The organism is Guptibacillus hwajinpoensis, from assembly GCF_020524165.1.
Classification (GTDB): domain Bacteria; phylum Bacillota; class Bacilli; order Bacillales; family Guptibacillaceae; genus Guptibacillus; species Guptibacillus hwajinpoensis_D.
Genome location: NZ_JAIVKU010000005.1, coordinates 511,744 through 525,502 on the forward strand (window position 1 = coordinate 511,744; position 13,759 = coordinate 525,502).

Consider the following 13,759-nt stretch of genomic DNA (forward strand, 5'->3'; position numbering starts at 1 on the left):
GATTATTTAACAGATCCTTCCGTAATGCTCGATATAAACCATTTGTTGAAAATAAGGAAAATCACAATCAAAGGCACCGTTGCCCAGAACACACCAGATAGCAGCATACCAAAGTCAACGCGGAAGGCATTGTTTAGAGATGCAAGGGCCACCTGTAATGTATAGGAAGCAGGGTCACGTAGAACGGTGAACTGCCATAGGAATTCTCCCCATACTAATGTAAAAACGATAATGCCAAGCGTTGCGAAAGCAGGCTTGATGATCGGAAGCACGATGCTCCAATAAATGCGGAAATTCGAGCAGCCATCAAGCTTCGCCGCTTCGATCAGTTCATCCGGAACCGATTCACTGATGTATTGGCGCATTAAGAAAATTCCGAGCGGATTCAGTAAGAACAAAATCCCCGCTCCTAATAGGGAATCAAGCCAGCCTAGTTGCGAAATAAGGTAATACTGTGGAATCAATCCCAGTTGTGGCGGAATAACCATTGTTAACAGGATTAAGATGAACAAAAAGTTTTTCCCAGGGAAGGTGAATTTCGCAAATGCAAATCCAGCTAATGAACTAATCAGCAGGACGGCTAACGTCACAACGGTACAAAGGAGAATCGTATTCCACATCGCCTGGAAAAACGGAATCGTATCCAGTACCTTCTGGAAGTTTTCCACGAGCTTTCCACCCGGTAATAGCGTCGGCGGAATCGAGTTATACGCCGCACTCGGCTGTGTCGCCATCACGAACATCCAATAAAATGGAAACAGTGAAAAGAGAGAGGTAAACCCTAAAATAAGGTAGATCGGCAACGTGCCAGCTTTTGATTGTTTCTTATGCTTTTGTTTCATCCCTTACGCACCTCTCTTCTTCTTATTGCCAATTCCTGATGTTAACCACGTATTGATAGCCGCAGCTCCGATGATGATGATCAGCAGCAAGACAGCTGTCGCAGATGCTGTTCCGAATGAACCAAGGTTGAAGGCATCACGGTACAAGTACATCACAACGGTCATCGCTTCATCACGACTGAATGCAGATGAACCTAAGAACACGGTTGGTTCAGCAAATAATTGAAGGGCTCCGACGGTCGACATAAACACCGTGAGAATGATGAATGGCTTCAACAGTGGAATCGTAATGTAGATGAACTGCTGTACTTTATTCGCTCCATCAATAGTAGCCGCTTCATACAAGTCCTTCGAAATACTTTGCAATCCAGCGAGATAAATGATCGTGTTATAGCCAACCCAGCGCCAGAATACCATGAGCGCAATCGCAATTTTCGCACCCCATTCAGACGTTTTCCAACTCACCGGATCAACGCCGAACAAGCCAATCACGTAGTTCGCAAGTGCTGTTTCATTGCTACTAAAGAAAACACCAAATACGAGCGCAACCGCAACCATCGACGTAATGTATGGCATAAAAATCGTGACGCGAAAGAAATTGGTAAAGCGAATAACAGCCAGGTTAAGGAAGTAAGCGAGCACAATCCCTACAATTAACTGTGGCGCCGTTCCCATTAAACCGATAATGATCGTGTTATATAACGATTTCCAAAATAACGGATCCTGAAGAACGACGGTAAAGTTACTAAGGCCGACATACTCCATTTCACCAAGTCCGTTCCACTCCTGGAACGCGAGCACAATACTAAACAAAGCCGGATATAACCCAATGATTCCAAATACGATAAAGAATGGAGCTACATATAAATAGCCTGAAATCATATCCTTTTTCTTTTCAGACATTTTTCTAGCTTTGGTCGTTGAACGAGCTTTTGCTTGCCTCTGCACTTCCTCCAACGTTTTAACCTCCTTCAAAGTGAAAGGCCGGAAGAGTTCCCCCCGCCAGCCTCTGAACAGCTATGCCTAACGTTTGACTAATCCTTCAATTCGCTTAACCGCATCTTTCCATTCTTTCTCAGGGTCAGCGCCTTCCTGTACGTTTCTTAGAGCAGTCAGTACTTCATCATTGACCGTGACATATTTTGGTCCTTTGTAAACAGCTGGAATTTCTTTTGCTGCTTCAGCAAAAGTCGCTGCCGTATTTTGACCACCGAAATATTCATCTTCGTTATTCACAAATTCGTCCATTTCGTACACAGATGGAGCAGAAGGGAAAAGTCCGCTCTCTTCAAAAGATTTCAATTGATTTTCTGGAGAAACAAGCCATTGTGCAAATTCATAAGCTTCTTCACTATGCTCTGTTTCTGCAGGGATTGCGACGTAAGATCCACCCCAGTTACCAGCAAATTCACTTGGTAGCGTTGTCACACGCCAGTTCCCTTTTCCTTCTGGTGCATTTTCTGTCATATAGCCTTTCAACCAAGCTGGCGCCATCTCAACAGCAAAGTCACCTTTGTTAAGAGCCGTTGCCCATTCAGGCGTCCACATTTCGTATTTTCCTACGTAACCCTTTTCATAAAGAGAAACAGCGAAATCATAAGCGTCTTTTACTTCATTACCTTCTTTGCCAATGATCAGTTCACCGTCTTCGTTAAAATAACTTTTCTCTAATGCATCCATGTTGGCACGGTAAGCCATTTCCATGCTATCAACCATCGGCTTGTCTGTTTTATCAAGCACGGTTTTCGCAGCATCTTCAAATTGATCAGGTGTTGAAATCATTTCTTTTACCTTCTCTGGTTCTGTTGGTAAACCCGCTTCTTCAAAAACATCAACGTTAAAGTACATTGCTTTTGGACCGATATCTGTCGGAAGACCAAATAAGAAGTCGCCATCTGTACTTTCTGCCATGTTCCATTTCCAATCAAGGTAATCACCCTGCACTTCATCTGCCCCAAGATCATACAGATTCACAAAACGCTCTTGTGCTTCACGGTAGCGATCAAGCTGATCCACTTCGATCATCGCAAGATCCGGAGCACCCGTACCTGCAGAAATGGAGGTAAAGAGACTGTTATGATGATCGCCTAGTTCAGATGTCTTCACATTAATTTCAACATCTGGATTGTCTTTCATATATTCTTCCGCGAGAGATTGATAGTTTGTCGCTCCAAATGTCCAAAAGTCCAACTTTACTTTGTCGCCATCTCCAGATGATTCTTCTCCGCCCCCATTACAAGCAGCTAGCAATAGAGATGTACCGAGCAACAGCCCAGCAAGAAATTTCTTTTTACCTTTCATGCAATATCCCCTCCGTTAAATAATAGACCCATAGATGAACAAAACAAGTTATAGAAACCGGTTTCGTAAAACGGCAAAAAAAATAGCCGAAATGGTTCGTTAGGTATGATTAAACCACATAATGTATCCGATTTCAATGGTTAATGTGAGAGTTTTCTAAAATTTTTAGTTTATTTTAGTAAACCGGTTTCCTTAAATCGAATTCTTACAGAGCAGCGTCCTCCTCTTCATTGATTAATTTTCCAGGGTATTGCTAATTGGCCAAAACACGCATATATTAGCCTTCTAATCTCCCGACTCAGCCCTTTCCACCATTCACTCCGAAAGATCTTCTCACAAAAAAAGCCGCACTTCTAAAACCGAAGTACGACTTTTTCACGATTAACATTACTCCCGCTCAAATAACGCCACGCCAGCGATGCCTGGGTGTGTCATCTCATAAGGATCTAAGATTAAGTTCAGTTCTTCCTCTGTGAGCACATCATACTTCAAGCAAAGCTCTCGGATTGACGCGCCGCTTAGGATGGCTTCTCGTGCAATTCTTGCTGCTACTTCATACCCGATGTGTGGGTTCACGGCGGTAAGTACGCCGACGCTTTTTTCTACGTACTCATTGAGACGATCTTCATTGGCTTCAATACCTTTTAAGCAGTTGTCTGTGAACGTGCGGAACGCATTCTTCATAATGCTGAGTGATTGAAGAAGATTGAAGACAAGCACGGGCTCCATCACGTTTAGCTCAAGCTGACCAGCTTCGGAAGCGAGGCAGATAGTGTTATCATTTCCGATCACCTGGAAAGCGACCTGGTTAATCACTTCTGGTAAAACGGGATTCACTTTACCAGGCATAATCGAAGAGCCGGGCTGTCTCGCCGGTAAGCTAATTTCGCCTAATCCCGCTCTTGGCCCTGACGCCATTAGTCTCAGATCATTTGCGATTTTTGACATGTTCATCATGCATACTTTTAACGTACCTGAAACTTCGGTGTACGCATCGGTATTTTGCGTCGCATCCACCATATCTTCCGCTCCTACGAGTGGTAAACCACTAATCTCGGCAAGTTCTTTGACGACGAATTCAATGTAGCGTGGATCGGCATTTAATCCGGTTCCTACTGCTGTTGCGCCCATGTTCAGTTCATATAAGTGCTGACGCGATTGTTTGATTCGCTTCATATCCCGTGCAATCACACGACTGTAAGCTTGAAACTCCTGACCCAGTCGAATCGGGACAGCATCCTGAAGGTGGGTACGTCCCATTTTAATAATGTGATTAAACGCTTCTGCTTTCTGTTCGAAAACCGCATGCATGTCTTCCATTGTACTTAGCAGCTGCTCCATCATATTTAAGACAGAGAGATGAATAGCCGTTGGAAACGAGTCGTTTGTCGACTGCGACATGTTCACATGGGTATTCGGACTACATACGATATAATTTCCTTTTTCTTCTCCTAACAATTCAATCGCACGGTTCGCGATGACCTCGTTCACGTTCATATTGATGGAAGTACCAGCGCCTCCCTGAATTGGGTCGACGATAATGTGGTCATGCATCTTTCCTTCCAATAATTCATCCGCTGCTTCCACGATGGCATTCCCGATTCCTGCATACAGGTGCTTCACTTCCATGTTGGCGAGCGCCGCCGCTTTTTTGACCATGGCGAATCCTTTAATCAATTCCTCATGAATGCGGTAGCCTGTAATCGGAAAATTCTCAACCGCTCGCAGTGTTTGAATGCCATAATAGGCATCAATCGGCACTTCCTTTTCCCCTAAAAAATCGGATTCGACTCTCGTGTTGCTCATTGTTGTCGGCATGATCATGTCTCCTTCTTATTCTTCGTCCTCTAGTCCATCGAATCTTAGTGATAAATCTCCCGCAATAGGCGTTTCAATGATTGTTTTGATCTCTTCAAAAGAATCGGTTTGACCAAGCGCCCACATGAATTTGGCGATAATCGCTTCTGTATTCATATCCCCAGATAGAATGATGGGATGCTCAGCCACTTTGCGCCCCACTTCATAGAGAAGCAGGTCTTCTCCTTCTTCTAAACACTGCGTAGTAATGACGACCGGTATACCCGCATCTGTTAATCCTTGAATTTTGGAAAGCAAGTCTCTTCCTTCAAACGGCAAACCGCCATTTCCGAAGCTTTCAATCACAACCCCCTTGTAGAGGTTCTTAACAATATCAAACATCTCCGGCTTCATGCCAGGGTACAATTTTAACAAAAGCACATCCGTACAAAGTTCAGTTCGTAAGCTGAATGGTACGTCCGTACGCTCAGGCTTCCATTGGTAGGTCACATCGTCTTTATTGATATGAGCGACATATGGATAATTAATGCTTTCAAACGCATCATAACTTTTCGTTCGTAACTTCACAGCTCTCGTCCCAATAATGACTCGTCCATCAAAGACAACGAACACGCCACCGACGTCCTCACTCGCAAAGCGAAGCGCATCAATCACATTTCTTCTCGCATCAGTTCGTTTAAAACTAATTGGGACTTGAGAACCCGTTACCACAACTGGCTTGTCTAAATCTTGAAGCATATAGGAAAGCGCGGAAGAGGTATAAGCTAACGTATCAGTTCCATGAGTAATGACAAATCCATCGTATTGATCGTAAAATTCGTATACGGTATTCGCCATGATGACCCAGTCTTCCGGCTGCAAGTTGGTACTATCTCGGTTCATCACTACTTTTCCATCTATTTTAATATGAGCGGATGATTCCGCGACAAACTGCAACAATTCTTCTACAGATAAGCCCGGAACCAGTCCTCCCTCTCCTTCTATCGAAGCAATCGTTCCCCCAGTTGAAAGAAGCAGTATCTTTTTCATAAGCAACCTCTCCATCATCAGAAATAGTCCGCGAAACGCGTATGTCTATTCCCAATTATAAGTTCTAAAGCGAAAAATTCAAGGTTTTTGTACTCAAACTGCGTACTTTCTAATAGAACCTTTCATTTATCTATGCTAAACTATGAAAAAAGATGATAGAGATGGAGTTTTACAACATGCTAAAAAATTTAACCGAACGACGAAAGCAGCGAAATTGGTCCCTGCAGGAAACAGCCGATCAGCTTGGAATTGCCAAAAGTACCTATGCCGGGTATGAATCAGGATACCGCACACCCTCACTTCTCTCTCTTGCCGAAATTGCAGATTTATTTGAAACAACGGTTGATTCCTTGATCGGCCGAGAGTCAACAAAGCAGGAAAGGATCGAGATAACGGATCTGAATCTTTCTCCGTATCAACTTTCACTAGACCAACAGTTGTTATCAAGCGATGAAATCATTGATATTATCGCTTTTCTGCGCACAAAAAGAACTCTAAAATCAAGCGAATAACGCATAGCTCCTAGTCATCCGCCTCTAAGGGCAAACCGCTCGTTATCGGCTAAGGTTCCATTATATTTGCCATGATGTGTTTTGATTAGCTAACAAGAATGATTCTAACACGCCACAAAAAAAATAGCTTAACCCCCATATAATTCGGGTAACGATAGGAGAAGTGCTTATTCAAACTAGAGGAGGTTACAGTCATGGAAGCTCGTGAACGAGTTCAAGAATGGATTCAATCTACATTTGATATCGAACATGTTACGCTTCAGCGTGACGATTCGGTTCCGTATGGTCAACGTGTCTGGTCTAAAAAAGACAATGATTATGCCATCGTCTTTTTCGATGAACCATCCGATCAAGTGATGTGTTCTTTTAAAGAGTTGGAACAGCTATGCTTTCGCGTCGATCCAATCGTTGAACAGGCAGAAATTCACCAATGAATGAGGATAACTATGAAAAAACAATTGAGTTAAAAGCTATCCTTTTGTTCCGTACTGACCTGTTTTACACAGTTTAGACATGAGACATGGTAACAAAAGGATAGTGATGTTGGTTCTTCGTCCTTTACTATCATTTACTAATCACCACTCATTCCTCTTGCTTCCTCAAAACTCACCCAAATACCGCGCATACATCATATTATCAAACCGACATTTATAGAATGCTAATCGATCCTTTGCCATCAAGGCAATATACGGATCAGGATTTTGATGATTGATTTCAATGATAGAAATATGACAGGCTTCGTCAAGCCCAAGATCGACACCGATGTTCCCTAGATGGTAGCCTTGATCTTCTAACGTTTGAATGGATTGTAGGACGAGCTGCTCCATTTCCTTTTCAACTCTTTGAATCTCATCATCCTCAAGCTTCCATACCTCTTTTAAGGTATTTCTCGCGATTTCGGTATGCCCCCCAGCGGAAATGTTACTAACAATCTGCCCACTCGCTCCATAGCGTGAGTAAATCCCTAGAACTTCCCACTCCCCATGCTGGTTCTTCGCTGCCATCACACGAAAATCGATTACGCTTTGCTCATAGGTTTTTAGCGGAATGGTTTCCTGAATGAGATAGGCATTCGGACTTAGACTCTTTTGAAAAAAGACATCCAATTCAGTAGAATTTGTGAAAACCGCTCGTTTCTCATCGTACTTCACCATAATCTCCGTTCCATGCTCCACCACATTATAGATCTGCTTTCCTAAACGTCCGTACAGTGGCTTAATGTAAATACTCCCATGTCTACTCAGCATTTCATAAATATCAGAAACATCTTGATAAATAGCCGTTTCAGGCAAGTGCGCTTTCCATTCTGACAGTAGCATATGATGCATCTCCCACTTTGAAAAATGGGGATAGTTGAAGACCCTCCCTCCAAGTAAAGAGTCAAACTCAGTCATATAGTCATGAAAAGCTTCCGAAGCTGATGTTAAACTCGGTTCTGCAATCGACATCATTACGGCTGGGAATGGCATGATTACAGGCTCCCAAACATTCTTTTTAGGATGATAAAGAAACCCTTTAATCAACCGCTTTTCTTTTTGAATCCCTTCCATCGAGAAGACAAGGATCGCCCCTCCGATGTACTGATACCCTTTTACAAAGCTTTTGTACGTTGGTAACATTTCCGCTAGTTTTCGATTTGTTATTTCACACAGAATCCCAATAAAAGGGCCGATTGTAATCTTGTCCTTTTGGACGATTACATCATAAGCACACGTTAGAGGGAGACCAAGCTGTTGAATCACATGACTAGAGAGATAAATCGTTTCACTTTCCACAGAATCCGAATGGTGTACGATCACTTCGATTGATTTGATTCCAAATTGAAGTCGTACGCTTTTATTAAAATGAACAGCAAGACCAGGAATAGATGATGTCGAGACTATCATTCTATTCTCTCTTATTTCGTATGGTTTGATAGCATACATCCTACTTCTCCCTCCCTATTTTTCACCGTTGCCAAGCTTCTAAGATAGTATATGCGGTTGGAAGAAAAGAGGGATATGCTTCCAGGTAAGATGATGGATTAGCCCGTACAGATTTCTATTAATCCGAATAAGATACATAGAAGTCTAATACGAGAGTAGGTTTACGATGAAACACCTTCCATTACGTCCATTGATTCCACTACTTGAAGGCAAGGTTCTTTCGGGAAGCATCACAAAAACAATTAAAAACGCGGCGAAATATGGAGAGCACCTGATCACGGATTCTTCACTAGTATTTATTTTAAAGAGAAAATCCTCCATACCATTACCACCAAATGTGAGCAACCTTACCGTTGTTACCTCAAATCCGAAAGCGCTGAAAAATGTGCGCGATGATGTAACCGTCATTTATGTTGAAAATGCGAGAAAAGCGTATTATCGCTTTGTGTCTTATTATCGAAGCTTGTTCAAGCTTCCCGTGATCGGCGTAACCGGTACGTGCGGAAAAACCACGACAAAAGAAATGATTGCCTGGATTCTCTCAGAAAAAGATCACGTTGTAAGGACGAAATTAAGTCATAACGGCTTAGCCAGAAACCTGGATTATCTACTAGAAATGGATGACAACACGGACAGCGCCGTCTTTGAAATGGGAGTATCCGGTCCAAACCAGCTTCTTTATTCGGCCCATTATTTCCGTCCAGAGATCGGGATCATTACAGCGATTGGCACAGATCATATCGAAGGATTCCGAAGTCAGGATGCGTATATTGCAGAAAAAGCGAAGATGATTAGAGCGGTCGGAAAAAATGGCACCATCCTGTTAAATCAAGATGATCATACGATCCGAAACCTTGAGTTAAGCGACTTTACCGGAAAAGTTCTTTATTATGGTCAGCATCCATCGGCTCATTTCCGTGCGCATTCCATCTCGTTCAATCTTAAGAAAAATGGCATGGATTTTACACTCGTTTGCCCTGAAGGAGAATATGCTGCCTTTGTCCCAGGATACGGCACACACAACGTATCAAATGCGCTAGCCGCGCTCGGTGCGACATCCCTTGTTGGAGTGAAAATGACAGATGCGATTCATCGCTTGAAGTCCTTTGAACATGTGAAAAGTCACCTGCAATTCTATGAAGGAAGAAACGGGAGTCTCCTGATCGACGACACGTGGAATACAAACCCCACTTCCATTGAAGCGGCGTTAGAAGTTCTCGTCGAAACGGCAGACGGAAGAAAAACGGTTGCAGTGCTAGGAGAAATAGAAGAGCTTGGGGATTACGCAGAACAAGAGCATCGCAAAGTTGGGGCTCTTGTCGCGAAGAAGAATGTTGACGTGCTGATTGCCGTTGGAACGAAGGCTTATCCCATTTGTAGCGAAGCCGCTCGGTTAGGGATGAACGCTTCAGCCATTCACAATGTGACAACGCAGTCAGAACTTTTAACTCTAATAAACCAGCTCGCCTCTCCGCAAACGTCAATTCTCTTAAAAACCTCAATGCGAAGATCCTTCAGTCATACGCTACAGGCACTTGTCACACCATCAAAAAAAGACTGATGACCGTCAGTCCTTTTTTCATTTCATTTTAAGTTTGGTCCATCAAAAACTTTCCATATTCGATTGGCGTTCGAAAGACCGATTCCCACTCATCGTGAATCAGCTCTCCCTCTACAAATAGGCCGCTCACATAGTCCGAAATAAAGTTACACTCTATAAAATAGGGCTTTCCCGCTCTTGTCATCCCGATATCGAATCCAAGATCCGCTAGTCTCGGAAACTGACGATCGAGAACCTCGGCGGTTTGAAGAGCTAGCTGATGAATGCTCTGCAGGAGGGTTTCATACGGAAAACTTGGATGTGAATGAGGAGCCACTTCCTCAAACGTGTACGTCGAGCCTCCCTGAGCACCGTTCGTCAGAAAGTCGCCTCCACTCGCCACTTTGACCATTACGCCTGACACCTGCCAGTCGCCCTTTCGATTCTTCTGGGTGGCGACGCGCAGATCAAACGGCTTCCCATTATACTCAGCTAGCGGAATCAATTCCTGAATTAAGTACGTATGACGGCGGAGGCGGTTAACGAGAACGGTAGGCAGCTTCGTTTTAAAATCAACTTGTTTTAGCTCCCCTTCCTTTGTTTTATAAGAAAGGCACCACCCTGTCTTCCTTCGCTCCATTTTCATTGCGCCCATGCCAAATTCTCCGTAGCTTTTTTTTAGAATAAGCTGATTGTAACGAGCTGCCATTTGATTTAAGTTGGCCATCGTAAATAGCTTTGTTTCTGGCAAGTATGGTTGAACGATCGCCTCTTTAACAAGGATTTCATGAACCTTGTGTTTTTCTACATCATAATTCGGCACATTGTAAATGAGGTGCCCTTCCTTCATTAAGGACTTAAGATGCGCGCGATAAGCTGGCAAATAATCAAGAACGCGCGTGTAAATCACTTTCGGCGCAGGAACTTCTTTTAATCGAAACGTTTCCTGCTCATATACATAAGCTTTCACTGTGATGTGCCCAGGCTTTAAATCAAAGAAACGAAAATAGCATGGCATGAAACCAAGCTCTCTCGCTGATTTCTCCCAAATGAGGAACATGCTCCGCGTGCCACCCTCTAGACCGGGCATCGCTTCATACGTGGACTTGGGAAGAATGATTCCTAAATAATGTTCGCTCACAAGGATTTTCCCCCTTCGCTTTACTTTATTACGAAAAGGGGCAAAGAGGTGCCTGGTCAAGTGCTTTTCATGATGGTAACCGTAAAAATAGGCGATAACTTCATTAACGATTCAACCTGTTCATTCTATGTTTCCTTTTCGCAAAACTCTGTGAAGACGATCTTCAGTCTGCAACGTTCACTTGAATCCGAATCAAACCTTTAACCTCATCACCACTTCATTTTCCATGCAGCGGATTTTTGAAAACCCAACTTTTTCATACACGCGTATCGCTGGTTTATTGTTTTGATTCACTTCCAGTTCGATGACATCAAGTTTGTCGTCATAGTTTGCTAAACCAAAGGCAATGCCTTGACGTACGAAGTCTGCGCCAGCACCCTTTCCAACGAAAGCAGGAGATAAGGCAAGACCAATCACTAAGACGCCTGCACCTGCATCTACCGTGTATTCAAATAGGCCAGCTACCTTCCCTTCATATAAAGCGACAAACCCATCACAGCCACCAGGTCCTTTGATTGGTCCCCCTTTGTCAGCAGAGATAAAATAGGGGGTCATATAGAGATCCTCAAACTTACCTTCATAGTGCCAATCCTCGATTTCATTTGCCTCTTCAACGCTAATCGGTCTGAATTTAAAATCCATTTCACTTCTCCTTTTCATCCTATTTGATAGAAGATACGTTACATGAATGTCGTGTCAGTGATCAATGAGCAAAAGAAAGATCCTTTTCTTTTGCCTCTTCTTGCTCTTCCTCAAGTACAGCCCATTGCTCTTCCCTGTGCTTGTCTCCCTTAACAATACCACAAGACGGAAGAAATGCTTTTCTAAATTAGTTCTTTCCTCCTATCAGCCATCACAAAAAAAGATGGCGATTCCCTTATCGATCTCAGGGAACCTCCATCCTTTTGTTCGCTTAACAAGGCGTTTTCATTTGGTAGACATCCATTGAGCCGTTCTCGAAGTAATCCTCGATGACAGCAAGTTCAGAATAAGGCACGCGCTCATCACCAATGATCTGATATCCCCCAAATCCAATTCCAGTGAGGAGTACCACATCGCCAGGTTCGGCTAGATCGAAGGCGTGATGAATCCCTTCCTCTCGGTGTAAGCGTGAATGAATGTGAGGCGCAGATGGGTTCTTGAACCCTTTCAGCACATCATTCACGACTTCCTGGCGATTCGTGTGTCCCGGCTGATCCACGCTCACAACAATTTCATCGGCCTTCCCGTCAACAACTTGAGCCATTAGAGGGCGCTTAGCCGGATCTCGTAGGCCGATGCCGGTAATCATCACAATCAACTTTCGGTACTCTACGTCGCGAACCGCTTCAAGCACATTCACAAGGGCATCCGGCGTATGCGCATAGTCGAGCACGATCTGATAAGGGGCTTCATTCTCCACGATCTGAAAACGACCTTCAGGAGATTTAATGCTAGCGATCACAGACAAAATATCTTCTATTGTATACCCGATCTGATAACACGTTGCGATCGCAGCGAGGAGATTGGCGACGTTATAGTCTCCCACAATCGGTGCGTCGACTTGATGGTTTTCTCCAAATGCAGAAAAGGTAAACGAAGTCCCATTTGTTGATGTCTGAATCTCTTTCGCCTGCATATCGCCAATACCAGATGTGCCGTACGTAATAAGCGAACCACGAAAACGATTGATCACATCAGGGGCCATCAAAGGATCGTCAATATTCACGACAGCTCGCTTCGCCTGATCGAATAACTTTAACTTTGCTTCCTTATACGCTTCCATTGTGCCATGGAATTCAAGGTGCTCAGGGGTTAAATTCGTATGGACGGCAACATCAAAATGAATGCCGATTAATCGCTTCTGTTCAATGGCAATTGAAGTCGATTCAATCACGGCGGCCTTCATCTTTCGCTCTCGGAAGTAGGCAAGAACGCGATGAATATCCGGAGCTTCCGGCGTCGTGGGAACAGATTGTTTAAACGTTGTTTTCTTCTGATCATCCCAAATCCCAGCCGTTCCGATACACCCTGTTCGTAATGAAAGCGCGTTTAGAAGAGAGTATGTAAAGGAGGAAACGGTCGTTTTCCCGTTCGTTCCGGTTACCCCAATCGTCACTAACGCTTCAGAAGGTGAATCATACACGATTTTCGCTAGATGGGCTAATGCCTCTCGACTATCATTCACGCAAATAAAACTAACGGACGGATACGCCACAGCATAGGTTTCTAGTAGGGGTTCATTTGTTCCAACAATGATGGTGGCACCGAGCTGAATCGCATCTTCTATAAAAACGTGTCCATCCACTTTCTCACCAGTCACACAAACAAAAGCTGCAGCTTCTTCGACTTCACGAGAATCATACACAACGGACTTCATGCGCTGACGGGAAGGTCCAATATAATGGCCACGTAAGAGAGTTTCAATGACATATTCGTTGTTGTTCATTTAACCATCCTTTTTTATCTAATATCACTTTAATAAGATAAAGTGATTGTAATAATGGTAAAATTCCCAACATTTATGAGGTGTAAACCTTTTAAACGTGATGAATGGGTTTTGAACTGTTTTTCTGTGTGCGATAAGGTGACAGGCACTGATCCATTCAGATAAAAAAGGGCTCGCTTCATTCATTACGAAGCGGGCCCTTTCAAAAAGCAAATGTACGATT

The 13,759-nt window shown here is 43.5% G+C and carries 12 protein-coding genes; 3 read left to right on the plus strand and 9 right to left on the minus strand.

What is annotated here, in order from left to right:
* Window positions 1-2: 2 nt before the first annotated feature.
* The 5 genes from LC090_RS15685 to LC090_RS15705 all read right to left on the minus strand — a co-directional run bounded on the left by LC090_RS15685 (window position 3) and on the right by LC090_RS15705 (window position 5,990).
* The gene (locus tag LC090_RS15685; RefSeq protein ID WP_224597289.1) at window positions 3-842 is read right to left on the minus strand and encodes a carbohydrate ABC transporter permease; all 840 of its coding nucleotides are present in this window, start codon (window positions 840-842) and stop codon (window positions 3-5) included.
* 3 nt (window positions 843-845) lie between these two features.
* Window positions 846-1,745, minus strand: a complete 900-nt coding sequence (locus LC090_RS15690; protein WP_425590669.1) for a carbohydrate ABC transporter permease — start codon at window positions 1,743-1,745, stop codon at window positions 846-848.
* Between the two features lie 120 nt (window positions 1,746-1,865).
* Entirely contained in the window at window positions 1,866-3,143 is a 1,278-nt protein-coding gene (locus LC090_RS15695; protein WP_226658965.1) for an ABC transporter substrate-binding protein, read from the minus strand.
* A gap of 387 nt (window positions 3,144-3,530) precedes the next feature.
* Window positions 3,531-4,961, minus strand: coding sequence for an aspartate ammonia-lyase (gene aspA / locus LC090_RS15700; protein WP_226658966.1), 1,431 nt, complete (start codon window positions 4,959-4,961; stop codon window positions 3,531-3,533).
* Between the two features lie 15 nt (window positions 4,962-4,976).
* Window positions 4,977-5,990 (minus strand): asparaginase, encoded by a 1,014-nt coding sequence (locus LC090_RS15705; RefSeq protein WP_226658967.1) that lies wholly within the window; start codon window positions 5,988-5,990, stop codon window positions 4,977-4,979.
* Between the two features lie 176 nt (window positions 5,991-6,166).
* On the opposite strand from LC090_RS15705, the gene LC090_RS15710 reads away from it, so the two are divergent.
* Both LC090_RS15710 and LC090_RS15715 read left to right on the plus strand, forming a co-directional pair.
* Window positions 6,167-6,502, plus strand: a complete 336-nt coding sequence (locus LC090_RS15710; RefSeq protein WP_226658968.1) for a helix-turn-helix domain-containing protein — start codon at window positions 6,167-6,169, stop codon at window positions 6,500-6,502.
* A gap of 194 nt (window positions 6,503-6,696) precedes the next feature.
* Entirely contained in the window at window positions 6,697-6,936 is a 240-nt protein-coding gene (locus tag LC090_RS15715) for a hypothetical protein (protein WP_226658969.1), read from the plus strand.
* 165 nt (window positions 6,937-7,101) lie between these two features.
* Here LC090_RS15715 and LC090_RS15720 read toward each other — a convergent pair whose 3' ends face one another.
* Window positions 7,102-8,388 carry a YheC/YheD family protein gene (locus tag LC090_RS15720; RefSeq protein WP_226658970.1) on the minus strand — a complete coding sequence of 429 codons (1,287 nt, stop codon included), beginning with the start codon at window positions 8,386-8,388 and terminating at the stop codon, window positions 7,102-7,104.
* 205 nt (window positions 8,389-8,593) lie between these two features.
* Between LC090_RS15720 and LC090_RS15725 the strand changes: the two genes are divergently transcribed.
* Window positions 8,594-9,988, plus strand: a complete 1,395-nt coding sequence (locus LC090_RS15725) for a UDP-N-acetylmuramoyl-tripeptide--D-alanyl-D-alanine ligase (RefSeq protein ID WP_226658971.1) — start codon at window positions 8,594-8,596, stop codon at window positions 9,986-9,988.
* Window positions 9,989-10,016: 28 nt separating this feature from the next.
* On the opposite strand, the gene LC090_RS15730 is transcribed toward LC090_RS15725, so the two are convergent.
* From LC090_RS15730 to LC090_RS15740, 3 genes are all read right to left on the minus strand, one after another.
* Complete coding sequence (locus tag LC090_RS15730; protein ID WP_226658972.1) at window positions 10,017-11,108, minus strand: YheC/YheD family protein; 1,092 nt, start codon at window positions 11,106-11,108, stop codon at window positions 10,017-10,019.
* 192 nt (window positions 11,109-11,300) lie between these two features.
* On the minus strand, window positions 11,301-11,750 hold the full coding sequence (locus tag LC090_RS15735; protein WP_226658973.1) for a GNAT family N-acetyltransferase: 450 nt from the start codon (window positions 11,748-11,750) through the stop codon (window positions 11,301-11,303).
* A 271-nt stretch (window positions 11,751-12,021) separates the two neighbouring features.
* Entirely contained in the window at window positions 12,022-13,536 is a 1,515-nt protein-coding gene (locus LC090_RS15740) for a UDP-N-acetylmuramoyl-L-alanyl-D-glutamate--2,6-diaminopimelate ligase (protein ID WP_226658974.1), read from the minus strand.
* Between the last annotated feature and the right edge of the window lie 223 nt (window positions 13,537-13,759).